The sequence below is a fragment of the Pseudomonas sp. genome, assembly GCF_049300855.1.
Classification (GTDB): Bacteria; Pseudomonadota; Gammaproteobacteria; order Pseudomonadales; family Pseudomonadaceae; genus Aquipseudomonas.
Genome location: NZ_JBAQKH010000028.1, coordinates 1 through 23387 on the forward strand (window position 1 = coordinate 1; position 23387 = coordinate 23387).

Genomic DNA, 23387 nt, shown 5'->3' on the forward strand with positions numbered 1-23387 from the left:
CAGCAGTGAAACGATGCATCGCCGATGGTAGTGTGGGGTTTCCCCATGTGAGAGTAGGTCATCGTCAAGATTAAATTCCGAAACCCCAATTGCGAAAGCAGTTGGGGTTTTGTTTTGCCCGCAGGAACGTTTTTCAACGCTTTCGGGCGGCTCTGCTCATGATTCGTCGTTGTATCAGGGCGTCGCCTGGTAGTACTCCCTGGCAGTGCCATCAGCGACATGCGCCAGTCGATTTTCATATGGTCTTTAAGCCGCCCGTGTTCGCGTAGCAGCGCGCTCGCGATGTCACGGCGCCACGGATCGCCATTTGGCCTGCAGCCCTCTCACGAGCCTCTGTATGGCGGTGTTCGAGTACGCACGCAAGACGGCCCATGAAGGCCCGTTAGAGGCGCATATGGCTCAGTTAAAACCATAAGGACAAGCACGAGCCAGTAACCTTGATTCCTGATAGGTCTTGAGTTGGGGAGTCGGTGAGGTGTGGCGTGACTGTACGCTTGGAAATCTGTACAGAGCCTGCTGCAAAAAAGAGGCTGGCTTGCGAGGGGGAGGGATGAAATCCCGGAAACAAAAAAGCCCGCAGTTAGCGGGCTTTAGAGTTGTTACGTAGACGCTGGTAGTCGTCTATGTCTTGCAAATGGTGCCCCGAGGGAGACTCGAACTCCCACTCCTTTCGAAAACGGATTTTGAATCCGCCGCGTCTACCAATTCCGCCATCAGGGCTCAATGGCGGCGAAGTATAGAGATGAGATTACCGTTGGTCAATCACGTTTCATGGTCTATTTTCGATATTTCCGCTAAACTTTCCGGCCCTGCTAGACGAACCCCATCATGCGTGTTGCTGACTTTACTTTCGAGCTCCCTGATTCGCTGATCGCTCGCCACCCTTTGGCCGAGCGTCGCGGTAGTCGCCTGCTGACCCTTGATGGGCTGAGCGGCGCCCTCGCACACCGTCAATTCACTGATTTGCTTGAGCATTTGCGCCCGGGCGATTTGATGGTGTTCAACAATACCCGCGTGATTCCGGCGCGGCTGTTCGGGCAGAAAGCGTCCGGCGGCAAGCTGGAAATCCTCGTCGAACGCGTGCTCGATACGCACCGCGTGCTGGCCCATGTGCGCTCCAGCAAGTCGCCGAAGCCGGGTTCGAAGATCCTTATCGACGGTGGTGGCGAAGCGGAAATGATCGCGCGTCACGATGCATTGTTCGAGCTGGCCTTCGCTGAAGAAGTGTTGCCGCTGCTCGAGCGCGTCGGGCACATGCCGCTGCCTCCTTATATAGACCGTCCGGACGAAGGTTCGGATCGCGAGCGTTATCAGACCGTGTACGCCGAGCGTCTGGGTGCGGTGGCGGCGCCGACGGCGGGGCTGCATTTCGATCAGTCGCTGATGGAGGCGATTGCGGCGAAAGGCGTCGAGACCACGTTCGTCACGCTGCACGTGGGCGCCGGTACCTTCCAGCCAGTGCGCGTCGAGAAACTTGAAGACCACCACATGCACACCGAGTGGCTGGAAGTCGGCCAGGACGTGGTTGATGCCGTCGCGGCGTGCCGTGCGCGCGGTGGTCGTGTGATCGCTGTCGGCACCACCAGTGTGCGTTCGCTGGAAAGTGCGGCGCGCGACGGCGTGCTCAAGCCGTTCAGCGGCGACACCGATATCTTTATCTACCCGGGCCGCCCGTTCCACGTGGTCGATGCCTTGGTGACCAATTTCCATTTGCCGGAATCCACGCTGTTGATGCTGGTTTCCGCGTTTGCCGGTTATCCCGAAACCATGGCTGCCTACAAGGCTGCCGTCGATAACGGTTACCGCTTTTTCAGCTACGGTGATGCGATGTTCATCACCCGTAATCCCGCACCTACTGCCCCTAAACAAACCGGCCCAGAGGAAACAGAATGAGTCGCGAATGTCGCATGTCCTTTGAGCTCCTTGCTACTGATGGCAAGGCCCGTCGTGGTCGTCTGACCTTCCCGCGTGGCACCGTCGAGACCCCGGCCTTCATGCCGGTGGGCACTTATGGCACGGTCAAGGGCATGTTGCCGCGTGACATCGTCGCCACCGGCGCGGAAATCATTCTGGGCAACACCTTCCACTTGTGGCTGCGTCCCGGCACTCAGGTCATCAAGGAACACGGCGACCTGCATGATTTCATGCAGTGGAAAGGCCCGATCCTGACCGACTCCGGCGGCTTTCAGGTATTCAGCCTGGGCGCGATGCGCAAGATCAAGGAGGAGGGCGTGACCTTCGCCTCTCCGGTCGATGGCGCCAAAGTGTTCATGGGGCCGGAAGAATCGATGCAGGTTCAGCGTGACCTCGGTTCCGACATCGTGATGATCTTCGACGAGTGCACGCCGTACCCGGCTGACGAAGATGTCGCGCGCGTATCGATGGAATTGTCGTTGCGTTGGGCCCAGCGTTCGAAAAATGCCCACGGTGACAATACCGCGGCGCTGTTCGGTATCGTTCAGGGCGGCATGCACCAGGATCTGCGCATGCGCTCGCTCGAAGGCCTCGACAAGATCGGCTTCGATGGCCTGGCCATTGGCGGTCTGTCGGTGGGTGAGCCGAAGCATGAAATGATCAAGGTGCTGGATTACCTGCCGGGCATGATGCCGGCTGACAAACCTCGTTACCTTATGGGTGTTGGCAAACCGGAAGATCTGGTTGAGGGTGTGCGCCGCGGTGTGGACATGTTCGATTGCGTGATGCCAACCCGTAATGCCCGCAATGGGCATCTGTTCATTGATACCGGCGTGCTGAAGATCCGTAACGCGTTCCATCGCCATGATGAATCGCCACTGGATCCGACCTGCGATTGCTATACCTGCCAGAACTTCTCGCGCGCTTATCTGCATCACCTGGACAAGTGCGGCGAAATGCTCGGCAGCATGCTCAATACCATCCATAACTTGCGCCATTATCAGGTGCTGATGGCTGGTTTGCGCGAGGCTATTCAACAGGGTACATTGGCCGCCTTTGTCGATGCCTTCTACGCCAAACGCGGGCTCCCCGTTCCGCCTTTGGACTGAGTTTTCTGACCCCAAGATTCAACATTTGCAACTGGAGTGCTAAATGAGCTTTTTTATCTCTAACGCCATGGCTGACGCGGCTGCACCGGCTGCTGCCGGTCCAATGGGCGGCGGCTTCGAGTGGATTTTCCTGGTCGGCTTCCTGGTCATCTTTTACCTGATGATCTGGCGTCCACAGGCCAAGCGCGCCAAAGAGCAGAAGAACCTGCTGAGCAGCCTTGCGAAAGGCGACGAAGTTGTGACCACTGGCGGCATCGCCGGCAAGATCACCAAAGTGGCCGATGACTTCGTGGTTCTGGAAGTTTCCGACACCGTCGAAATGAAGTTCCAGAAAGGCGCCATCGCCGCCACGCTGCCAAAAGGCACGCTGAAAGCGATCTAAGAGCAACAACTTCTACTCAATCGACGGGGCGCGCAAGGCGCCCCGCGTCATAACGGGCGGCGTGATGCTGAACAAATATCCTCTGTGGAAATACATTCTGATCCTGGCGGTGCTGGCGATCGGTCTGATTTATTCCGCTCCGAATCTATACCCCGATGACCCGGCCATTCAGATCAGCGGCGCCAGCACGGCTCTGCAGGTCAATCAGGCCGATCTGGACCGCGTAAGCACCGCGCTTCACGAGTCCGGCATCAACGTCAAGGCAGCTACGCTGGCAGCCAACGGCAAGGGCGGCCTGATCCGTCTGAGCAAGGCTGAAGATCAGCTGCCGGCCAAAGACGTTGTGCGCAAGGCATTGGGTGATGACTACGTCGTCGCGCTGAACCTGGCACAGACCACCCCGCAATGGCTGCGCAACCTCGGCGCGCACCCGATGAAGCTGGGTCTGGACTTGTCCGGTGGTGTGCACTTCCTGCTGGAAGTGGACATGGACAAAGCCCTTGATGCACGCCTGAAAGTCTACGAAGGCGACGTCAAGAGCCTGCTGCGCAAAGAGAAGCTGCGCTATCGCAGCCTGCCGCAACTGGGCGGTGCCATTCAGTTGGGCTTCAGCGATGAAGACTCCCGCGAACAGGCCCGTGCACTGATCCGCAAGAACTTCAACGATTTCGACATTGTTCCGGCCGACCTCAACGGTCAACCGGTGCTGCGTCTGGCGATGACCCCGGCCAAGCTGGCGGAAATCCGTGAATACTCCATCAAGCAGAACTTGACCACGGTACGTAACCGCGTCAACGAGCTGGGTGTTGCCGAACCGATCGTTCAGCGTCAAGGCGCCAACCGCATCGTGGTTGAGCTGCCGGGCGTGCAGGACACTGCCGAAGCCAAGCGTATCCTCGGCAAGACGGCCAACCTTGAGTTCCGTCTGGCTGCAGAGCCGGGTGCTTCGAAAGCCACTTCCGAAACCTTCGAGTTCCGTGAAGGCAAGCGTCCGCCAGCACAGATCGAACGTGGTCTGATCATTACGGGTGACCAGGTCACCGACGCCAAGGCCGGTTTCGGCGAGCACGGCACGCCTGAAGTGAACATCCGTCTGGATGGTCACGGTGGTGAGCTGATGAGCCGCGCTACTCGTTCGAACGTCGGTCGCAGCATGGCGGTGATCTTCATCGAACAGCGTCCGATCACCACTTACACCAAGCAAGTGGTCGATGGCGTCGAGAAAGACGTTGCGGTGCAAACGTTCAAAGAAGAGAAGAAGATCATCAGCCTGGCGACCATCCAGTCGCCACTGGGTGCTCAGTTCCGCATCACTGGCCTGAACGGTCAGGGCGAGTCGTCCGAACTGGCGCTGCTGCTGCGTGCCGGTGGTCTGGCCGCACCGATGTACTTCGCTGAAGAGCGCACCATCGGCCCGAGCCTGGGTGCTGACAACATCACCAAAGGTATCGATGCGTCGCTGTGGGGCATGCTGTTCGTGTCGCTGTTCATCATCGCCATCTACCGCTTCTTCGGCATCATCGCCACCGTCGCGCTGGCGGTGAACATGGTGCTGCTGCTGGCCTTGATGTCGCTGCTGGGTGCAACGCTGACCCTGCCGGGTATCGCCGGTATCGTGCTGACCATGGGTATGGCGGTCGACGCCAACGTGCTGATCTTCTCGCGGATTCGTGAAGAGATCGCCGCCGGCATGACCGTGCAGCGTGCAATCAACGAAGGCTTCGGCCGGGCATTCACCGCGATTCTCGACGCCAACCTGACCACGTTGTTGGTCGGCGGGATTCTCTTTGCGATGGGCACCGGCCCGGTCAAAGGTTTCGCAGTGACCATGTCCCTCGGGATCTTTACCTCGATGTTCACGGCCATCATGGTGACCCGCGCAATGGTCAACCTGATCTTCGGCGGACGTGACTTCAAGAAGTTGTGGATTTAAGGGGCTGCCATGTTACGTACAATCAACTTCATGGGCGTTCGCAACTTCGCGTTCGGCGTCACAGTGTTTCTCACGTTGCTGGCTATTTTCAGCGTCGTCACCAAGGGCATGAACTGGGGTCTGGACTTCACCGGCGGTACGCTCATCGAGCTGACCTACGAGCGTCCGGCTGACGTCACCAAGGTGCGTGAAGAGCTGGTAACTTCCGGTTACCACGAAGCTATCGTGCAGAGCTTCGGTGCCACCACCGATCTGCTGGTGCGCATGCCGGGTGAAGACCCGCAGCTGGGCCATCAGGTCGCGCAAGCGCTGCAGAAACTCGGTGGCGACAACCCGGCGACGGTCAAGCGTGTCGAGTTCGTTGGCCCGCAGGTCGGTGAAGAACTGCGCGACCAGGGCGGCCTCGGCATGCTGCTGGCGCTTGGCGGCATTCTGATCTACCTGGCCTTCCGCTTTCAGTGGAAGTTCGCGGTCGGCGCCATCGTTTCGCTGATTCACGACGTGATCGTGACCATCGGTATCCTGTCGTTCTTCCAGATCACCTTCGACCTGACGGTGCTGGCGGCGGTACTGGCGATCATCGGTTACTCGCTGAACGACACCATCGTGGTATTCGACCGGGTTCGTGAGAACTTCCGTGTCTTACGCAAGGCTTCGCTGATCGAGAACATCAACATCTCGACCACCCAGACCCTGCTGCGGACCATGGCGACGTCGATTTCGACCTTGCTGGCGATCGCGGCGCTGCTGTTCTTCGGTGGTGACAACCTGTTCGGTTTCTCCATCGCACTGTTCATCGGTGTTCTGGCGGGTACTTACTCGTCGATCTACATCGCGAACGTGGTGCTGATCTGGCTGAACCTGAGCACTGAGGATCTGATTCCTCCGGCCAACACCGAGAAGGAAGTCGACGACCGTCCATAACGGCCATCGTTTTCCCGGCTGTCAGCCCAAGAAAGGCGCGAGTTGAACTCGCGCCTTTTTTTATGCTCCAAGGCTGGGAGAAGCGCGGGCGTGTCCCGCATGTGATGGTCAGGAGGTTCATGTGAACAAGTCGTTGCTGGTTGGTGCGGTATTGGGTGCTGTCGGTGTGACTGCCGGGGGTGCTGTTGCCACCTACAGCCTGGTTAAAAGCGGCCCTGAGTATGCGCAAGTATTGGCCGTCGAACCGGTTAAAACACAGATCAAGACTCCACGTGAAGTGTGCAAGGATGTAGCCGTGACCCGTCAGGCTCCGGTTAAAGATCAACATCAGATCCTCGGCACTGCAATCGGTGCCGTGGCGGGTGGTTTGCTGGGTAACCAGATCGGCGGTGGCACCGGCAAGAAGATTGCCACGGTCGCTGGCGCGGTCGGTGGCGGTTATGCCGGTAACAAGGTGCAGGAAGGTATGCAGAATCGCGACACCTACACCACCACCCAGACTCGCTGTAACACCGTGAATGACATCAGTGACAAGGTTGTCGGTTACGACGTGCGTTACTCGCTCGATGGCAAGGAAGGTAAGGTGCGCATGGATCGTGATCCGGGCAACCAGATTCCGGTCGACAAGGAAGGCAAGCTGATTCTGTCGCAGAATGAGCCGGGTCAGTAAAGACCGACTGTTTTAACAAGAAGCACCCTGCGGGGTGCTTTTTTTTGTGCCCGCCATTTTTGGCTAGCCCCGGATCCCCTGTGGGAGCGAGCTTGCTCGCGAATTCGGTCTGGCATTCAGCATCTATGCAGGCTGTTCCACCGCTTTCGCGAGCAAGGATTTGTTTCGGCCTGAATACAGGCATAAAAAAAGCACCCCGGAGGGTGCTTTTTTCGTTTCGCCTAAAGCTTAGCGCTTCAGCGAAGCCGGCAGGTGCGGCTGGATCGCCGTCAGTACTGCCTTGAAGCATTTGGTGTTGCCGGCAACGATGTGGCCTTTTTCAAGGAAGTCGTGACCGCCGGTGAAGTCGCTCACCAGGCCGCCGGCTTCTTGAATCAGCAAGGCGCCTGCAGCCATGTCCCACTCGGACAGACCCGACTCCCAGAACGCATCGAAACGACCGGCAGCAACATAAGCCAGGTCCAGGCTGGCGGAACCGGCGCGGCGGATGCCGGCAGTCTGGCCAACCAGGGCGCGGAACATGCCCAGGTAGTTTTCGAGGTTGTCCATCTGGTCGTCACGGAACGGGAAGCCGGTACCCAGCAGGGCGCCGTCGAGGCTGGTGCGACCGCTGACGCGCAGGCGACGACCGTTCAGTTGAGCGCCGCGACCACGGCTGGCGGTGAACTCTTCCTGGCGAACCGGATCCAGAACCACTGCGTGTTCCAGGCGACCGCGGTATTTGCAGGCGATGCTGACAGCGAAGTGAGGAATGCCGCGCAGGAAGTTGGTGGTGCCGTCCAGTGGATCGATGATCCACAGGTACTCTTCGCCTTCGATGCCGGTACCGGCGTGCAGGCCAGTCTCTTCACCGCGGATGGAGTGGTTCGGGTAAGCCTTGCGCAGCGCGTCGATGATTTTCTGTTCAGCGGCGCGATCGACCTCGGATACATAATCCTTGGCGTCTTTTTCGTCGACCTTGATGGTATCCAGGCGCTCGATGGAGCGGAAGATCAGTTCACTGGCGCTGCGGGCGGCGCGCAGCGCGATATTCAGCATGGGCTGCATGGATGTGTCACCTAAGGTTGTTAAAGAAAGCCGCGCATTCTATCAGAACTTTTCTTCAGGTGAAGGACGCTGTTCGCTTTCATAGCTTAACGGTAGGCTGTTCTGTAAGATTTGCACCCCTTTCCTGTGTCCGAGAGCGCCTCCCTTGCTGCAGAACATTCGTGTCGTCCTGGTCAATACCAGCCACCCCGGCAACATCGGCGGGGCTGCGCGCGCCATGAAAAACATGGGTCTGTCGCGACTGGTGCTGGTCGAACCGCGCCTGTTTCCGCACCACGAGGCCGATGCTCGCGCCTCCGGTGCCGGTGACATCCTTGAAAACGCACAAGTCGTCGCCACCTTGGAAGACGCCTTGGTCGGCTGCAATCTGGTGCTCGGCACCAGCGCCCGTGACCGCCGTATCCCTTGGCCGCTGCTGGATCCGCGCGAATGCGGTACCAAAGTGGTCGAGGAGGCCGGGCAGGGCGCAGAAATCGCTCTGGTGTTCGGTCGTGAAGATTCCGGCCTGACCAATGACGAGCTGCAGCGATGTCACTTTCACGTGCATATCCCCTCCGACCCTGAGTTCAGTTCGCTGAACCTCGGTGCGGCGGTGCAGGTGTTGAGCTATGAAGTGCGTATGGCCTGGCTGGCCGCACAAGGTCAGCCGAGCAAGATCGAGAAAGAAGAAGTGGCCTCGGTAAAAAGCGCCGAGCTGGCGACCATGGATGAGCTGGAGCGATTCTATGAGCATCTGGAGCAGACGCTGGTTGCCATCGAATTCCTCGATCCGGAGAAACCACGGCACTTGATGGCGCGCCTGCGCCGGTTGTACGGACGCAGCTCGGTCAGCCGGGCGGAAATGAATATTTTGCGTGGCATCCTCACGGAAACCCAGAAAGCGGCCCGTGGTGAGCTTCTTAAGCGGAAGGATTAAATGATGTTTAAGCGTTTGCGTGAAGATATCCAGAGCGTGTTCCATCGAGACCCGGCGGCGCGTAACGCTTTTGAAGTCCTGACCTGCTACCCCGGCATGCATGCGATCTGGATTCATCGATTGGCCGGCATGCTGTGGCGCAACGAACTGAAATGGCTGGCGCGGCTGGTGTCGAACTTTGGTCGCTGGTTGACCGGAATCGAGATTCACCCGGGGGCAAAAGTCGGTCGACGCTTCTTTATTGACCACGGCATGGGCATCGTTATCGGTGAGACTGCCGAAATCGGCGATGACGTGACGATTTATCAGGGGGTGACCCTTGGCGGTACCAGTTGGAACAAAGGCAAGCGTCACCCGACGCTGGGCGACGGTGTTGTCGTGGGTGCGGGCGCCAAGGTGCTCGGCCCGTTCACGGTCGGTGCCGGTGCCAAGGTCGGCTCCAATGCCGTGGTGACCAAAGAAGTGCCGCCGGGCGCCACTGTGGTGGGTATTCCGGGGCGTATCATCGTCAAATCCGACGACGAGCAGGACGCCAAGCGCAAGGCCATGGCCGAGAAGATCGGTTTCGATGCCTACGGCGTCAGCGAAGACATGCCCGACCCGGTGGCGCGCGCCATTGGTCAGTTGCTCGATCACCTGCAAGCGGTGGACGGACGTCTGGAAGGGATGTGCGGTGCGCTGAAGGATCTGGGCAGCAATTACTGTGCGAAAGATCTGCCTGAGCTGCGCGAAGAAGACTTTGCCTGCGTCAAAGGTAAAGATGAGTCGAAAGCCAGCTAAACCGCAGCGCGGCCTTCGCGAGCAAGCTCGCTCCCACATTGCAATGCAATCCTCTGTGGGGGCGAGCTTGCTCGCGAAGAGCGATAACGCGCTACCGCTGGCTGTACGCCGCCAGCCTTTGCTATGATGCGCGCGCTCTTTTGCGGGTAAACCTGACTAAAGTACTAGGTCTTAAAGTTGACTTAAATACTCGGGAATTGCATACTCGCCCCATTCTGAACTCCGTGGTAACTGTCCATGCGACTGACTACAAAAGGCCGATACGCCGTGACCGCCATGCTTGACCTGGCGTTGCACGCGCAGCACGGGCCCGTGTCCCTGGCCGATATCTCCGAGCGCCAAGGCATCTCCCTGTCCTACCTCGAACAGCTGTTCGCCAAACTGCGCCGCAGCAACCTGGTTTCCAGTGTTCGCGGCCCGGGTGGTGGCTACCAGTTGTCCCGCGACATGCAGGGCATCCAGGTCGCTCAGGTGATCGACGCGGTAAACGAATCGGTCGATGCCACCAAATGCCAGGGCCAGGGCGATTGCCATTCCGGCGACACGTGCCTGACCCACCATCTGTGGTGCGATTTGAGCCTGCAGATTCACGAATTTCTAAGTGGTATCAGCTTGGCTGATCTTGTGACTCGCCGTGAGGTGCAAGAAGTAGCCCAGCGTCAGGACCAGCGCCGTTGCAACAGCAAGGCGCCACGCCTGGACAAGATTGAAGCGTCCGCCGTCGAATGACAGCCAGAGAGCTAGCGGCACGCCAGCCCTGATTTAGGAGATAGTCCATGAAATTGCCGATTTACCTTGATTACTCTGCGACCACCCCGGTCGATCCGCGCGTTGCGCAAAAAATGAGTGAATGCCTGCTGGTCGATGGAAACTTCGGTAACCCGGCGTCCCGTTCCCACGTGTTCGGTTGGAAGGCTGAAGAGTCCGTCGAAAACGCCCGTCGTCAGGTGGCCGATCTGGTCAACGCCGATCCGCGCGAAATCGTCTGGACCTCGGGCGCTACCGAGTCCGACAACCTGGCTATCAAGGGTGCGGCACATTTCTACGCCTCCAAGGGCAAGCACCTGATCACCTCCAAGATCGAGCACAAGGCTGTCCTCGACACCATGCGCCAGCTGGAGCGTGAAGGTTTCGAGGTCACTTACCTCGAGCCGACCGAAGACGGTCTGATCACCCCGGCCATGATTGACGCTGCACTGCGCGAAGACACCATCCTGGTCTCCGTGATGCACGTGAACAACGAAATCGGCACCGTCAACGACATCGCCGCGATCGGCGAAATGCTCCGTTCCAAGGGCATTCTGTTTCACGTCGACGCTGCTCAGTCCACTGGCAAGGTCGACATCGACCTGCAGAAACTGAAAGTCGACATGATGTCGTTCTCCGCCCACAAGACCTACGGCCCTAAAGGCATTGGCGCGCTGTACGTCAGCCGCAAGCCGCGTGTGCGCATCGAAGCGACCATGCACGGTGGCGGTCACGAGCGTGGCATGCGTTCCGGCACCCTGGCGACTCACCAGATCGTCGGCATGGGCGAAGCGTTCCGTGTGGCCAAAGAAGACATGGCTGCCGAAAACGTCCGTATCAAAGCGTTGAGCGACCGCTTCTACAAGCAGGTCGAGCACCTGGAAGAGCTGTACGTCAACGGCAGCCTGACCGCCCGCGTTCCGCACAACCTGAACCTGAGCTTCAACTACGTTGAAGGCGAGTCGCTGATCATGGCGCTCAAGGATCTGGCGGTATCGTCCGGTTCGGCCTGCACCTCGGCGTCGCTGGAGCCTTCGTACGTGCTGCGCGCCTTGGGCCGCAACGACGAACTGGCGCACAGCTCGATCCGCTTCACCTTCGGCCGTTTCACCACCGAAGAAGAAATCGACTACGCCGCGCAGAAAGTCTGCGAGGCCGTTACCAAGCTGCGCGCTCTGTCGCCGCTGTGGGACATGTACAAAGACGGCGTCGATATCTCGAAAATCGAGTGGGCGGCACACTAAATATAGAAGCCGCCGGATACAGATCCTGTAGCGACGCGGCGGTTTACGCAGCGCAGTTGCAGGGTCTCAAGAGCGGCCCTGATGAGTGAGGATTGAGAATCATGGCTTACAGCGAAAAGGTCATCGACCACTACGAAAACCCGCGCAACGTCGGCAAGATGAACGCGGAAGATCCTGATGTCGGCACCGGCATGGTCGGCGCTCCGGCGTGCGGCGACGTGATGCGTCTGCAAATCAAGGTCAACGATCAAGGCGTTATCGAAGACGCCAAGTTCAAAACCTACGGCTGCGGTTCGGCTATCGCTTCCAGCTCCCTCGCCACCGAGTGGATGAAGGGCAAGACCCTGGACGAAGCTGAAACCATCAAGAACACCCAGCTGGCCGAAGAACTGGCCCTGCCGCCAGTGAAAATTCACTGCTCGGTACTGGCTGAAGACGCTATCAAAGCGGCTGTTCGCGATTACAAGCAGAAGAAAGGCTTGATCTGACTTTCTGGATTTGGCGACGAGTAAGGAGTCACCGATGGCTATCAGCATGACAGAAGCGGCTGCTCGACACGTGCGGCGCTCCCTCGACGGGCGCGGCAAAGGTGAAGGGATTCGTCTGGGTGTTCGCACCACAGGCTGTTCCGGCCTTGCCTACGTGCTGGAGTTTGTCGACGAGGTGGTTGCAGAGGATCAGGTGTTCGAGAGTCACGGCGAAAAAGTGATCATCGACCCGAAAAGCCTGGCTTACCTGGACGGCACCGAACTCGATTTCGTCAAGGAAGGGTTGAACGAAGGCTTCAAGTTCAACAACCCCAACGTACGCGGTGAATGTGGCTGCGGCGAAAGCTTCAACATCTGAGGCTTGTCGTGGGTATTCCTTGTCATTTCGCTTTATTCGAGCTGCAACCGAGTTTCCGTCTGGATCTCGAGCAGTTGGCCACGCGCTATCGTGAGTTGGCGCGCGGCGTTCATCCTGACCGCTTTGCCGACGCTTCCGAGCGTGAGCAGCGGTCTGCGCTCGAGCAGTCTGCGCGGCTCAACGACGCCTATCAGACGCTCAAGAGTCCGGCCCAGCGCGCACGCTACCTGCTGAACATCAGCGGGCATGAAGTGCCGATGGAAGTCACGGTCCATGATCCCGAGTTTCTTCTGCAGCAGATGCAGTGGCGCGAAGAACTCGAAGACCTCCAGGACAGCGCCGACCTCGACGGTGTCGCGGTGTTCAAGCGGCGCTTGAAAGTGGCTCAGGAAGAACTCAACGAAAGTTTCGCAGCCTGCTGGGATGATGCAGCGCAACGTGAACAGGCCGAACGCCTGATGCGGCGCATGCAGTTCCTCGACAAGCTCACCTACGAAGTGCGCCAGTTAGAAGAGCGCCTCGACGATTAACCCAGTGCCGCTCCGGTCGCACGCCTGATATACAGATAAGTCCTGATCACGATGGCCCTACTGCAGATCGCCGAACCCGGCCAAAGTCCTCAACCGCACCAGCGTCGTCTGGCTGTGGGGATCGACTTGGGCACTACCAATTCGTTGGTCGCTGCGTTGCGCAGTGGTCTTTCCGAGCCGCTGGCCGACGCCGACGGGCAGGTCATCCTGCCGTCCGCTGTGCGTTACCACGCCGATCGCGTCGAAGTCGGCGAGTCGGCCAAGCTGGCCGCCGCTTCCGATCCTTTGAACACCGTGCTGTCGGTCAAGCGCTTGATGGGTCGTGGTCTGTCCGACGTCAAGCAATTGGGCGAGCAACTGCCATACCGCTTTGTCGGTGGCGAGTCGCACATGCCGTTCATCGACACTGTGCAGGGCCCGAAAAGCCCGGTCGAAGTCTCCGCCGATATCCTCAAGGTCTTGCGTCAGCGCGCTGAAGCGACCTTGGGTGGAGAACTGGTTGGTGCGGTGATCACCGTTCCTGCTTACTTCGATGATGCTCAGCGTCAGGCCACCAAAGATGCGGCAAAACTCGCCGGTCTGAACGTGTTGCGTCTGCTCAACGAGCCGACCGCAGCGGCTGTGGCGTATGGTCTGGATCAGCATGCTGAAGGTCTGGTCGCCATTTATGACCTGGGCGGCGGCACCTTTGATATTTCGATTCTGCGTCTGACCGGCGGTGTTTTCGAAGTTCTGGCCACTGGCGGCGATAGCGCGCTGGGCGGCGATGATTTCGACCACGCGATTGCCGGCTGGATCATCGAGAGCGCGGGCCTGTCCGCCGATCTCGATCCGGGCGCACAACGCAATCTGCTGCAAACCGCTTGCGCGGCCAAAGAAGCCCTGACCGATGCGGCCAGTGTTGAAGTGGTCTATGGCGACTGGAAAGCGCCGCTGACCCGCGAAGCGTTCGATGCGCTGATCGAGCCGATGGTCGCGCGCAGCCTCAAAGCCTGCCGTCGCGCCGTGCGCGATTCCGGTATCGAGTTGGAAGACGTGCACGCCGTGGTCATGGTCGGCGGTTCGACTCGCGTGCCGCGCGTTCGCGAAGCTGTTGCTGAAGCTTTCGGTCGTCAGCCTTTGACTGAAATCGATCCGGATCAAGTGGTGGCCATCGGTGCCGCGATCCAGGCCGATACCCTGGCTGGCAACAAGCGCGACGGCGGCGAACTGCTGCTGCTCGACGTGATTCCGCTGTCCCTGGGGCTGGAAACCATGGGCGGCCTGATGGAGAAGGTGATTCCGCGCAACACCACCATCCCCGTCGCTCGCGCACAAGATTTCACTACCTATAAAGACGGCCAGTCGGCCATGGCGATTCACGTATTGCAGGGTGAGCGCGAGTTGATCAGCGACTGCCGCTCGCTGGCGCGCTTCGAATTGCGCGGCATTCCGGCGATGGTCGCCGGTGCCGCGAAGATTCGCGTGACCTTCCAGGTCGATGCCGACGGTCTGCTCAGCGTTTCTGCCCGTGAGCTGGGTTCGGGCGTTGAGGCGAGCATTCAGGTCAAGCCGTCCTACGGCCTGACCGACGGCGAAATCGCCAAAATGCTGAAAGATTCGTTCCAGCACGCCAATGACGACAAGGTCGCCCGCGTTCTGCGCGAGCAGCAAGTTGATGCCCAGCGCCTGATCGAAGCGGTGCAGGGGGCTCTAGAGGTTGATGGCGAGCGCTTGCTCGACGCCGAAGAGCGCATGGTTATTGACCTGCAGTTGCAGGAACTGGCCGAACTGATGAAAGGTACCGATGGTTACGCCATCGAGCAGCAGACCAAACGTCTGTCGCAAGTGACCGATGCTTTTGCTGCCCGCCGCATGGATCTGACGGTGAAAGCCGCTCTGTCGGGGCGCAATCTGAATGAAATCGAGGATATCTGATGCCGCAGGTCATTTTTCTGCCCCACGAGAAGTTATGCCCTGAAGGCATGGTGGTCGAGGCTGCGCCCGGCACCTCGATTCTCGAACTGGCCCACGAACACCACATCGAAATGGAAAGCGCCTGCGGCGGCGTGTGTGCTTGCACCACCTGCCACTGCATCATCCGCGAGGGTTTCGACTCGATGGAAGAGGCTGACGAACTGGAAGAAGACTTCCTCGATCGCGCCTGGGGTCTGGAAGCGCAATCGCGTCTGGCCTGTCAGGCTATCGTCGGTGAAGAAGATATCACCGTCGAGATTCCGAAATATTCGCTTAACCATGCGGCAGAAGCGCCGCACTGACTGGTAAGACTGTCATGAGCTACGGTTGGAATGATGTTCAACGTATTGCAGAAGAATTGGCCGAGGCCAAGCCGGGTGTAGATCCGTTTTCTGTCAATTTCGTCGACTTGCAGCAATGGATCAAAGAACTGCCGGATTTTGACAATACCTCTGGTCGAGTAGGCGAGAAGGTGTTGGAAGCGGTTCAGACGCTCTGGGCCAAAGAATTGGACTGATCGTCTCGCAGGTTAGGCAATACCCAAGAACCCGCGTATAATTCGCGGGTTTAATTTTTCGCAAATTACCGTTTCTGGAGTTACACCATGGCTGTTCAACGCACTTTCTCCATCATCAAGCCTGACGCTGTTGCAAAAAACGTCATCGGCGAAATCACCACTCGTTTCGAAAAAGCCGGCCTGCGCGTTGTAGCTTCGAAACTCAAGCAACTGTCCAAAGCCGAAGCTGAAGGCTTCTACGCTGAGCACAGCGCTCGTGGTTTCTTCGGCGACCTGGTTGCTTTCATGATCTCCGGTCCTGTTGTTGTTCAGGTTCTGGAAGGCGAAAACGCTATCGCTCTGAACCGTGAGCTGATGGGCGCTACCAACCCTAAAGAAGCTGCTGCCGGTACCATCCGCGCTGACTTCGCTGATTCCATCGACGCCAACGCTGTTCACGGTTCGGACTCCGAAGCCGCAGCTGCTCGTGAAATCTCGTACTTCTTCGCAGCTACTGAAGTAACCACTCGCTAAGCATTGGCTTAAGAGTGAAGGTGAATCCATGACTACATCGACTGTAAAAACCAACCTGCTGGGTCTGACTCAACAGGAAATGGAAAAATTCTTCGACTCAATCGGGGAGAAGCGTTTCCGTGCCGGTCAGGTAATGAAATGGATTCACCACTTTGGTGTCGATGATTTCGACGCCATGACGAACGTCAGCAAGGCCCTGCGCGACAAGCTCAAGGCCATTGCCGAGGTCCGTGGTCCGGAAGTGGTCAGCGAGGACATCTCCAGCGACGGCACCCGTAAATGGGTGGTGCGCGTGGCATCCGGCAGCTGCGTCGAGACCGTGTACATTCCCCAGGGCAAACGCGGCACTCTGTGCGTTTCGTCCCAGGCAGGCTGTGCCCTGGATTGCAGTTTCTGCTCCACCGGCAAGCAAGGCTTCAATAGCAACCTCACCGCCGCCGAAGTCATCGGTCAGGTGTGGATTGCCAACAAATCTTTCGGCAGTGTCCCGGCTACCGTCGACCGTGCCATCACCAACGTGGTGATGATGGGCATGGGTGAGCCACTGCTGAACTTCGACAACGTCGTCGCCGCCATGCATCTGATGATGGATGACCTCGGCTACGGGATCTCCAAGCGCCGCGTGACCCTGTCCACTTCGGGCGTGGTGCCGATGATCGATGAGCTGGCCAAGCACATCGACGTGTCCCTGGCGTTATCCCTGCACGCACCCAATGACGCATTGCGTAATCAATTGGTGCCGATCAACAAGAAGTATCCGCTTAAGATGCTGCTCGAGTCGTGCCAGCGCTACATGTCGTCCCTGGGCGAGAAACGTGTGCTGACCATCGAGTACACCTTGCTCAAGGACATCAACGACAAGGTCGAACACGCCGTTGAGATGATCGAGCTGCTGAAGAACATTCCGTGCAAGATCAACCTGATTCCGTTCAACCCGTTCCCGCATTCCGGGTACGAGCGTCCGAGCAACAACGCGATCCGCCGTTTTCAGGATCAGTTGCATCAGGCCGGTTTCAACGTCACTGTCCGCACCACCCGTGGTGAAGACATCGACGCTGCATGTGGTCAATTGGTAGGGCAGGTGCTGGATCGCACCCGTCGCAGCGAACGTTACATCGCCGTGCGTGAGTTGAACGCCGACAGCGATCTGGCACAGAACGCCGCGAACACTAACTAAGAGAGGATCTCTATGTCCCTGCGCTTTGCGCTGCTGTTGCTGTTGGCCAGCCTGTGTGCTGGTTGTGTCCTGTCGGGTGACTACAACCCGATGAAGACCAGCAAGGGCCGCGATGAAGCGCGGGCTGCCTACGTGCAGTTGGGGCTGGGGTATTTGCAGCAAGGCATGAGCGAGCGGGCCAAGGTGCCGCTGAAGAAGGCGCTGGAAATCGACGGCTCCGATCCTGACGCCAACGCTGCCCTCGGGTTGGTGTTTCAGTCCGAAATGGAGCCTGAGCTGGCCGACGAACACTTTCGCAAGGCTTTGTCCTCCCGTCCTGCCGATGCGCGCATCCTCAACAACTACGGCAGTTTTCTCTACGAACAAAAGCGTTATAAAGAAGCCTACGAGCGTTTTGAACAGGCCGCCGCCGATACCCTGTATCCTGAGCGTTCGCGTGTGTTCGAAAACCTCGGCATGACGGCGGCGAAACTCGGTCAGCGTGATCTGGCGCAGCAACAGCTGGAAAAGGCACTGCGTTTGAACCGTCAACAACCGCGCGCATTGCTGGAAATGGCTGAGTTGTCCTTCGAAGACAGGCATTATGTGCCCGCACGTGACTATTACGACCGTTTCAGCCTGCTGACCGAACAAAATGCACGTAGTCTATTGCTCGGCGTTCGGCTGGCAAAAGTGTTTGAAGATCGCGACAAGGCCGCCAGTTATGGCCTGCAATTAAAACGACTCTATCCCGGTACGCCGGAATATCAGCAATACCTGTCGGAGCAATGATGAAAGCGGCGCATCCCGAAGTTGTAGCAGCGAATCGCGTTAACCCCGGTGAGACCCTGCGCCAGGCCCGCGAAAGCAATGGCTGGTCGCTGGCCGAAGTGGCCCTCAAGCTCAACCTCACCGTGACTTCCCTGAGCAATCTTGAAGCCGGCGCTTTCGACAAGCTGCCGGGGCATACCTTCGCTCGCGGTTACATTCGCGCGTACGCCAAGTTGCTCGGCATGGACCAGACCGTTCTGGTCCAGCAATTCGACCAGTCCACCGGCACCGACTCCCAGGGCAGCAATGTTCACGCCCTGGGCCGAATCGAGGAGCCCGTGCGGGTTTCCCACACCATTTTGCGTATTGTCAGCCTGCTGTTGCTGATCGCGGTCATCGGCGGTGGTTTCGTCTGGTGGCAGGATCAGACATCCCAGCGCACCAAGGATCTGACGTCGCTGGCGCCTGAGCACGTTGAAGTCGAAGGCGCTGACGGCACCACCCAGATTCACCCGATCGATGAGCCGGAAGACCAGGCTGTCGAGGAAAATCAGGCCGACAGTTCGACGACGCTGGCATTGCCGCAGTCTGAAACCACCGCGGAATCGACCGGTGCCGAAGGCGCTGCGCCAGGCACGGCTCCAGCCGCACCGGCTGCTGCTCCCGCTGCAACCCCGACCGCCCCGGCTCATACGCCTGCTCCGGTTGTGGCAAGCCCGGCCACCCCTGCGCCAAACGTTCCGGCTACTCCTGCGCCGACCGTTACTGCTCCGGTGGTTGCCGCGACGCCAGCGCCAAGCGCTGAAACTGCCGCTCCCGTTGCAGGTGACGGTCAGGTACAACTGCAATTCACCGGCGATTGCTGGGCACAAGTCACCGATGGCCGTGGCAAAGTGTTGTTCAGTGGTCTGAAGCACAAAGGCGATAATGTGACAGTCAGTGGCAAGCCGCCGCTCGCCGTGCGCCTGGGCGTTGCCCGCGCCGCACAGGTCAGCTACAACGGCCAACCGGTTGATATCGCTCCGTTCACCAGTGGCGAGACTGCTCGCCTGAAGTTGGGTCAATAAGTCATGCACGGCGAATCTCCAATCAAACGTCGCGTTTCGCGCAAGATCTGGGTCGGCAACGTACCGGTAGGCGGCGATGCGCCGATCGCTGTGCAGAGCATGACCAACAGCGACACCAATGACGTTGCCGCCACTGTTGCGCAAATCAATCGTCTGGAAGCCGCTGGCGTCGACATCGTGCGCATATCGGTGCCGGACATGGACGCCGCCGAGGCGTTCGGCAAGATCAAGCAACTGGTCAAGGTGCCGCTGGTTGCCGACATCCACTTCGACTACAAGATCGCTCTGCGCGTGGCCGAACTGGGTGTGGATTGCCTGCGCATCAATCCGGGCAACATCGGTCGTGAAGACCGTGTTCGCGCGGTGGTCGATGCCGCGCGTGATCGCGGGATTCCGATCCGCATCGGTGTTAACGCCGGTTCTCTGGAAAAAGACCTGCAAAAGAAATACGGCGAGCCGACGCCGGCCGCGCTGGTCGAGTCCGCCCTGCGTCACGTTGAACACCTCGAACGCCTGAATTTCCAGGACTTCAAGGTCAGCGTGAAGGCTTCCGACGTGTTCATGGCCGTCGAAGCCTACCGTTTGCTGGCGAAAGAAATCGTCCAGCCGCTGCACCTGGGCATCACCGAAGCCGGTGGATTGCGTTCGGGCACAGTGAAATCCGCCGTGGGCCTAGGTATGCTGCTCGCCGAAGGGATTGGCGATACTATCCGCATCTCGCTGGCGGCCGATCCGGTCGAAGAAGTGAAAGTCGGTTACGACATTCTCAAGTCTTTGCATCTGCGTTCCCGTGGCATCAACTTCATCGCCTGCCCGAGCTGCTCGCGGCAGAACTTCGATGTGGTTAAAACCATGAACGAGCTGGAAGGGCGCCTTGAAGACCTGCTGGTGCCGCTGGATGTCGCGGTGATCGGTTGCGTGGTCAACGGCCCCGGCGAAGCCAAGGAAGCCCATATCGGCTTGACCGGCGGCACGCCAAACCTGATTTACATCGACGGCAAGCCGTCGCAGAAACTGACGAATGACAATCTGGTGGACGAGCTGGAAAAGCTGATCCGCCAGAAAGCGGCCGAAAAGGTCGAAGCTGACGCTGCGGTTATTGCGCGCGGCTGAGCCTGACTGAAGCGCCGAACGAATTTAAGGATTTAAAGTGAGCAAGTCTCTGCAAGCCATTCGTGGCATGAACGACATCCTGCCCGAACAGACCCCGCTGTGGCGTTATTTCGAGGGCACCGTTGCGCGTCTGCTGGATAACTACGGTTACAAGCAGATCCGCATGCCGATCGTTGAATTCACCGAGCTGTTCAAACGCTCGATCGGTGAAGTGACCGACATCGTCGAAAAAGAGATGTACACCTTCGAAGACCGCAACGGTGACTCCCTGACCCTGCGTCCGGAAGGCACCGCGGCGTGCGTGCGAGCGGTGCTCGAGCACGGCATCACCGGCGGTGGTCAGGTACAGAAACTCTGGTACATCGGCCCGATGTTCCGCCACGAACGTCCGCAGAAAGGCCGTTATCGCCAGTTTCACCAGATCGGTCTGGAGGTGTTCAACCTCGACGGTCCGGACATCGACGCCGAGCTGATCACCATGACCTGGCGCCTGTGGGGCGAGTTGGGCATTCGTGATGCGGTCAAGCTCGAACTCAACAGCCTCGGCACCAGCGAGTCCCGTGGGCGTTATCGTGAAGCGCTGGTCGAGTACCTCTCGGCGCACCACGACAAACTCGACGAAGACAGCCAGCGTCGCCTGAAAACCAACCCGCTGCGCGTGCTCGACACCAAAAATGCCGACACACAAGCGGTACTGGTCGATGCGCCGAAAATGGCCGACTACCTCGACGATGAATCCCGTGCGCACTTTGAAGGCTTGAAGGCTCGTCTGGATGCCGTCGGCATTCCTTACGTGCTCAACCCGAAACTGGTGCGCGGCCTCGATTACTACAGCAAAACCGTATTCGAATGGGTCACCGACAAACTCGGCGCCCAGGGCACTGTTTGCGCCGGCGGCCGTTACGACGGTCTGGTCGAGCAGATGGGCGGCAAGCCAACCACCGGCGTCGGTTTCGCCATGGGTATCGAACGTCTGGTGCTGATGCTGGAAACCCTGGAGCAGATCCCGGAAGAAATCTCCCGTCAGGTTGATGTCTATCTGTGCGCCTTCGGTGAAGAAGCCGAGCTGGCCGGTCTGGCCCTGGCTGAACGTGTTCGCGATCAACTTCCAAACCTGCGCCTGCAAGTCAATGCCGGCGCCGGCAGCTTCAAAAGCCAGTTCAAGAAAGCCGACAAGAGCGGTGCGCTGTATGCACTGATTCTGGGTGACGACGAAATGGCCCAGCAAGTGGTAGGTTTCAAACCCCTGCGTGGCCAGGGCGAACAACAAAGCATTGCCTGGGATGCGCTCGCCGCTCACCTGGCCACCTGCGTCGTGCAGGGTTGAAGCTGTCTAAACAGCCGATTTAGCGATTAAGGAGTATTGGGGTGTCGAGTACCGAAGACGAACAGTTGGCGGATTTGAAGGACTGGTGGACACGCAACGGCAAACCTCTGGTCACTGGCGGCCTGTTGGCGCTGGTCATCGTGTTCGGCTGGCAGGCATATCACAAATACCAGAGCAACCAGTCGCAAGGCGCCTCGGTGCTCTATCAGCAACTGCTGGAAACCACGCTGACGCCTGACGGCAAGCCTGATGCTGCCCGCGTTGCGGATCTGGCCGGCAAGCTCAACAGCGAATTCGGCGGTTCTGCCTACGCGCAGTACGGCAGCCTGTTCGTGGCCAAAGTGGCGGTCGACAGCGGCAAGCTGGATGACGCCGCGACCGAGCTCAAAGCCATTGTCGACAAACCGGCCAACCCGGCGCTGGGCGAAATCGCCCGTCAGCGTCTGGCGCAGGTGCTCGGCGCGCAGAACAAGGCTGAAGACGGCCTGAAACTGCTCGACGGTGATGCCGACAAAGCGTTCCTGGCCACTCGCGAAGAACTCAAGGGCGACCTGCTGGTACAGCTGGGCCGTACCGATGACGCGAACAAGGCGTATCAAAAAGCCAAGGCGGCACTGTCGGATGAAGCGGCGGTCGGTGGCCTTCAAATCAAGCTCGACGACCTGGCCAAAGGGGATGCGTGACGTGATCCGTTGGAAGCATGCAGCATTGCTGGCTCTGGCCCTTCTGGCCGCGGGTTGCAGCAGCAACAGCAAAAAAGAATTGCCACCGGCTGAACTGACCGACTTCAAGGAAGAAGTGGTTCTGCAAAAGCAGTGGAGTCGTTCGATCGGTGACGGTCAGGGCGAAACCTACAACATGCTGGTGCCGGCGGTCGACGGTGACACCATCTACGCCGCTGACGTAACCGGCGTGGTAATGGCCATGGATCGCAGCAACGGCGACGTGAAATGGAAGCAGGATCTTGATCTGCCTGTCTCCGGCGCAGTCGGCGTGGGTTACGGTCTGGTTCTGATCGGTACGCTGCGTGGCGAAGTCGTCGCTCTGGACACCAGCAACGGTGAAGAGAAATGGCGTGCACGCGTCAACAGCGAAGTCCTCGCGCCGCCGGCCAACAACGGTGATGTCGTAGTGGTGCAGACTCAGGACGATCGTCTGATCGGTCTGGATGCCTCCACCGGTACCCAGCGCTGGGTGTATGACAGCACGCCTGCGGTACTGACCCTGCGTGGCACCAGTGCCCCGCTGGTCACCAACCGCCTCGCGGTGGCTGGCCTGTCGACCGGTAAAGTGGTCGCGCTGGACATTTCCAACGGCGTGCCGGTGTGGGAACAACGCATCGCGATTCCACAGGGCCGTTCGGAACTGGAGCGCGTGGTCGACATCGACGGCGGTCTGCTGCTGTCCGGCGGTACGCTGTACGTTGCCAGCTATCAGGGTCGCGTCGCGGCACTGGACCTGGAAAGCGGTCGTCAACTCTGGCAGCGCGATGCGTCGAGCTACGCCGGTATCGCTCAGGGTTTTGGCAGCGTTTACGTAAGCCTGTCCTCGGGCACCGTTGAAGGCGTCGACGAACGTTCCACCACAGCCTTGTGGAGCAACGATTCGCTGGCTCGCCGTCAACTGTCGGCTCCGGAAGTGTTCTCCAGCTATGTTGCAGTAGGTGACCTGGAAGGTTATCTGCACCTGCTGAGTCAGGTTGACGGTCGTTTCGTCGGCCGTGAGCGCATCGACAGCGACGGCCTGCGTGCCCGTCCGCTGGTGGTGGGTGACATGATTTATGTGTATGGCAACAGCGGCAAACTGGAAGCCCTGACCATCAAGTAACAACTATGCTTGGGGATAACACCCCAGGCAGCTTCACTTGTGGAAGTGGACCTGTTCACTCCCGCAGTGTTGCCCCGAGCACCAGCCGCTGCCTCGCA

The 23387-nt window shown here is 59.0% G+C and carries 26 protein-coding genes and 1 tRNA gene; 24 read left to right on the forward strand and 3 right to left on the reverse strand.

Going from position 1 to position 23387, the window contains the following annotated elements:
• Both WA225_RS14060 and WA225_RS14065 read right to left on the reverse strand, forming a co-directional pair.
• On the reverse strand, positions 1–239 hold a 239-nt coding region (locus tag WA225_RS14060; RefSeq protein ID WP_422608371.1), incomplete at its 3' end, for a hypothetical protein.
• A 396-nt stretch (positions 240–635) separates the two neighbouring features.
• Positions 636–720: transfer RNA gene (locus tag WA225_RS14065), tRNA-Leu, on the reverse strand.
• 108 nt (positions 721–828) lie between these two features.
• On the opposite strand from WA225_RS14065, the gene queA reads away from it, so the two are divergent.
• The 6 genes from queA (at position 829) to WA225_RS14095 (ending at position 6932) form a co-directional block, all read left to right on the forward strand.
• Entirely contained in the window at positions 829–1893 is a 1065-nt protein-coding gene (queA, locus tag WA225_RS14070) for a tRNA preQ1(34) S-adenosylmethionine ribosyltransferase-isomerase QueA (protein ID WP_422608372.1), read from the forward strand.
• Positions 1894–1907: 14 nt separating this feature from the next.
• A complete protein-coding gene (gene tgt, locus WA225_RS14075; protein ID WP_162130185.1) occupies positions 1908–3023 on the forward strand; it encodes a tRNA guanosine(34) transglycosylase Tgt in 1116 nt (371 codons plus the stop codon).
• A gap of 43 nt (positions 3024–3066) precedes the next feature.
• Entirely contained in the window at positions 3067–3405 is a 339-nt protein-coding gene (yajC, locus tag WA225_RS14080) for a preprotein translocase subunit YajC (protein ID WP_003227923.1), read from the forward strand.
• Positions 3406–3469: 64 nt separating this feature from the next.
• Positions 3470–5338, forward strand: coding sequence for a protein translocase subunit SecD (secD, locus tag WA225_RS14085; protein ID WP_064118921.1), 1869 nt, complete (start codon positions 3470–3472; stop codon positions 5336–5338).
• 9 nt (positions 5339–5347) lie between these two features.
• Positions 5348–6262 (forward strand): protein translocase subunit SecF, encoded by a 915-nt coding sequence (secF, locus tag WA225_RS14090; protein WP_422608373.1) that lies wholly within the window; start codon positions 5348–5350, stop codon positions 6260–6262.
• A gap of 121 nt (positions 6263–6383) precedes the next feature.
• Entirely contained in the window at positions 6384–6932 is a 549-nt protein-coding gene (locus WA225_RS14095) for a glycine zipper 2TM domain-containing protein (protein WP_064118923.1), read from the forward strand.
• A 228-nt stretch (positions 6933–7160) separates the two neighbouring features.
• Here the strand turns inward: WA225_RS14095 and suhB are convergent, their stop codons facing one another.
• Positions 7161–7979 carry an inositol-phosphate phosphatase gene (suhB, locus tag WA225_RS14100; protein ID WP_034156254.1) on the reverse strand — a complete coding sequence of 273 codons (819 nt, stop codon included), beginning with the start codon at positions 7977–7979 and terminating at the stop codon, positions 7161–7163.
• A gap of 145 nt (positions 7980–8124) precedes the next feature.
• On the opposite strand from suhB, the gene trmJ reads away from it, so the two are divergent.
• The 18 genes from trmJ (at position 8125) to bamB (ending at position 23289) form a co-directional block, all read left to right on the forward strand.
• The gene (gene trmJ, locus WA225_RS14105) at positions 8125–8895 is read left to right on the forward strand and encodes a tRNA (cytosine(32)/uridine(32)-2'-O)-methyltransferase TrmJ (protein WP_008084663.1); all 771 of its coding nucleotides are present in this window, start codon (positions 8125–8127) and stop codon (positions 8893–8895) included.
• A gap of 3 nt (positions 8896–8898) precedes the next feature.
• Positions 8899–9675: a serine O-acetyltransferase gene (gene cysE / locus WA225_RS14110; RefSeq protein ID WP_422608374.1), complete on the forward strand. Its 777-nt coding sequence runs from the start codon at positions 8899–8901 to the stop codon at positions 9673–9675.
• Positions 9676–9912: 237 nt separating this feature from the next.
• Entirely contained in the window at positions 9913–10404 is a 492-nt protein-coding gene (gene iscR / locus WA225_RS14115; RefSeq protein ID WP_003227911.1) for a Fe-S cluster assembly transcriptional regulator IscR, read from the forward strand.
• 47 nt (positions 10405–10451) lie between these two features.
• A complete protein-coding gene (locus tag WA225_RS14120) occupies positions 10452–11666 on the forward strand; it encodes an IscS subfamily cysteine desulfurase (protein ID WP_422608375.1) in 1215 nt (404 codons plus the stop codon).
• 101 nt (positions 11667–11767) lie between these two features.
• On the forward strand, positions 11768–12154 hold the full coding sequence (gene iscU / locus WA225_RS14125; protein WP_003227907.1) for a Fe-S cluster assembly scaffold IscU: 387 nt from the start codon (positions 11768–11770) through the stop codon (positions 12152–12154).
• 34 nt (positions 12155–12188) lie between these two features.
• Positions 12189–12512: an iron-sulfur cluster assembly protein IscA gene (iscA, locus tag WA225_RS14130; RefSeq protein WP_003227904.1), complete on the forward strand. Its 324-nt coding sequence runs from the start codon at positions 12189–12191 to the stop codon at positions 12510–12512.
• Between the two features lie 8 nt (positions 12513–12520).
• A complete protein-coding gene (gene hscB / locus WA225_RS14135) occupies positions 12521–13042 on the forward strand; it encodes a co-chaperone HscB (RefSeq protein ID WP_422608376.1) in 522 nt (173 codons plus the stop codon).
• A 51-nt stretch (positions 13043–13093) separates the two neighbouring features.
• Complete coding sequence (hscA, locus tag WA225_RS14140) at positions 13094–14959, forward strand: Fe-S protein assembly chaperone HscA (protein WP_422608377.1); 1866 nt, start codon at positions 13094–13096, stop codon at positions 14957–14959.
• A complete protein-coding gene (fdx, locus tag WA225_RS14145) occupies positions 14959–15300 on the forward strand; it encodes an ISC system 2Fe-2S type ferredoxin (protein WP_422608378.1) in 342 nt (113 codons plus the stop codon). The genes hscA and fdx overlap by 1 nt, the downstream gene beginning before the upstream one ends.
• 14 nt (positions 15301–15314) lie before the next feature.
• Entirely contained in the window at positions 15315–15515 is a 201-nt protein-coding gene (gene iscX, locus WA225_RS14150; RefSeq protein WP_047599296.1) for a Fe-S cluster assembly protein IscX, read from the forward strand.
• 87 nt (positions 15516–15602) lie between these two features.
• Positions 15603–16028, forward strand: coding sequence for a nucleoside-diphosphate kinase (ndk, locus tag WA225_RS14155; RefSeq protein WP_007916882.1), 426 nt, complete (start codon positions 15603–15605; stop codon positions 16026–16028).
• 28 nt (positions 16029–16056) lie between these two features.
• The gene (gene rlmN, locus WA225_RS14160) at positions 16057–17205 is read left to right on the forward strand and encodes a 23S rRNA (adenine(2503)-C(2))-methyltransferase RlmN (RefSeq protein WP_422608379.1); all 1149 of its coding nucleotides are present in this window, start codon (positions 16057–16059) and stop codon (positions 17203–17205) included.
• 12 nt (positions 17206–17217) lie between these two features.
• Positions 17218–17976 carry a type IV pilus biogenesis/stability protein PilW gene (gene pilW, locus WA225_RS14165; RefSeq protein WP_422608380.1) on the forward strand — a complete coding sequence of 253 codons (759 nt, stop codon included), beginning with the start codon at positions 17218–17220 and terminating at the stop codon, positions 17974–17976.
• Positions 17976–19022 (forward strand): RodZ domain-containing protein, encoded by a 1047-nt coding sequence (locus WA225_RS14170; RefSeq protein WP_422608381.1) that lies wholly within the window; start codon positions 17976–17978, stop codon positions 19020–19022. Before pilW ends, WA225_RS14170 begins: the two co-directional genes overlap by 1 nt.
• A 3-nt stretch (positions 19023–19025) precedes the next feature.
• Positions 19026–20135 (forward strand): flavodoxin-dependent (E)-4-hydroxy-3-methylbut-2-enyl-diphosphate synthase, encoded by a 1110-nt coding sequence (ispG, locus tag WA225_RS14175; protein ID WP_116033199.1) that lies wholly within the window; start codon positions 19026–19028, stop codon positions 20133–20135.
• Between the two features lie 37 nt (positions 20136–20172).
• Positions 20173–21462 carry a histidine--tRNA ligase gene (gene hisS, locus WA225_RS14180; protein WP_016984369.1) on the forward strand — a complete coding sequence of 430 codons (1290 nt, stop codon included), beginning with the start codon at positions 20173–20175 and terminating at the stop codon, positions 21460–21462.
• Positions 21463–21503: 41 nt separating this feature from the next.
• Entirely contained in the window at positions 21504–22145 is a 642-nt protein-coding gene (locus tag WA225_RS14185) for a YfgM family protein (RefSeq protein WP_007916865.1), read from the forward strand.
• Positions 22138–23289 (forward strand): outer membrane protein assembly factor BamB, encoded by a 1152-nt coding sequence (gene bamB / locus WA225_RS14190; RefSeq protein ID WP_422608382.1) that lies wholly within the window; start codon positions 22138–22140, stop codon positions 23287–23289. Before WA225_RS14185 ends, bamB begins: the two co-directional genes overlap by 8 nt.
• The last annotated feature ends 98 nt before the right edge of the window (positions 23290–23387 follow it).

Coding starts and splice junctions, on each gene's coding strand:
- fdx (WP_422608378.1), top strand. CDS start 14,959: ATGCCGCAGGTCATTTTTCTGCCCCACGAGAAGTTATGCCCTGAAGGC.
- tgt (WP_162130185.1), top strand. CDS start 1,908: ATGTCCTTTGAGCTCCTTGCTACTGATGGCAAGGCCCGTCGTGGTCGT.
- iscA (WP_003227904.1), top strand. CDS start 12,189: ATGGCTATCAGCATGACAGAAGCGGCTGCTCGACACGTGCGGCGCTCC.
- ndk (WP_007916882.1), top strand. CDS start 15,603: ATGGCTGTTCAACGCACTTTCTCCATCATCAAGCCTGACGCTGTTGCA.
- queA (WP_422608372.1), top strand. CDS start 829: ATGCGTGTTGCTGACTTTACTTTCGAGCTCCCTGATTCGCTGATCGCT.
- WA225_RS14170 (WP_422608381.1), top strand. CDS start 17,976: ATGAAAGCGGCGCATCCCGAAGTTGTAGCAGCGAATCGCGTTAACCCC.
- suhB (WP_034156254.1), bottom strand. CDS start 7,979: ATGCAGCCCATGCTGAATATCGCGCTGCGCGCCGCCCGCAGCGCCAGT.
- ispG (WP_116033199.1), top strand. CDS start 19,026: ATGCACGGCGAATCTCCAATCAAACGTCGCGTTTCGCGCAAGATCTGG.
- iscX (WP_047599296.1), top strand. CDS start 15,315: ATGAGCTACGGTTGGAATGATGTTCAACGTATTGCAGAAGAATTGGCC.
- rlmN (WP_422608379.1), top strand. CDS start 16,057: ATGACTACATCGACTGTAAAAACCAACCTGCTGGGTCTGACTCAACAG.
- hscA (WP_422608377.1), top strand. CDS start 13,094: ATGGCCCTACTGCAGATCGCCGAACCCGGCCAAAGTCCTCAACCGCAC.
- iscU (WP_003227907.1), top strand. CDS start 11,768: ATGGCTTACAGCGAAAAGGTCATCGACCACTACGAAAACCCGCGCAAC.
- yajC (WP_003227923.1), top strand. CDS start 3,067: ATGAGCTTTTTTATCTCTAACGCCATGGCTGACGCGGCTGCACCGGCT.
- iscR (WP_003227911.1), top strand. CDS start 9,913: ATGCGACTGACTACAAAAGGCCGATACGCCGTGACCGCCATGCTTGAC.
- bamB (WP_422608382.1), top strand. CDS start 22,138: ATGCGTGACGTGATCCGTTGGAAGCATGCAGCATTGCTGGCTCTGGCC.
- WA225_RS14120 (WP_422608375.1), top strand. CDS start 10,452: ATGAAATTGCCGATTTACCTTGATTACTCTGCGACCACCCCGGTCGAT.
- pilW (WP_422608380.1), top strand. CDS start 17,218: ATGTCCCTGCGCTTTGCGCTGCTGTTGCTGTTGGCCAGCCTGTGTGCT.
- secF (WP_422608373.1), top strand. CDS start 5,348: ATGTTACGTACAATCAACTTCATGGGCGTTCGCAACTTCGCGTTCGGC.
- cysE (WP_422608374.1), top strand. CDS start 8,899: ATGTTTAAGCGTTTGCGTGAAGATATCCAGAGCGTGTTCCATCGAGAC.
- secD (WP_064118921.1), top strand. CDS start 3,470: ATGCTGAACAAATATCCTCTGTGGAAATACATTCTGATCCTGGCGGTG.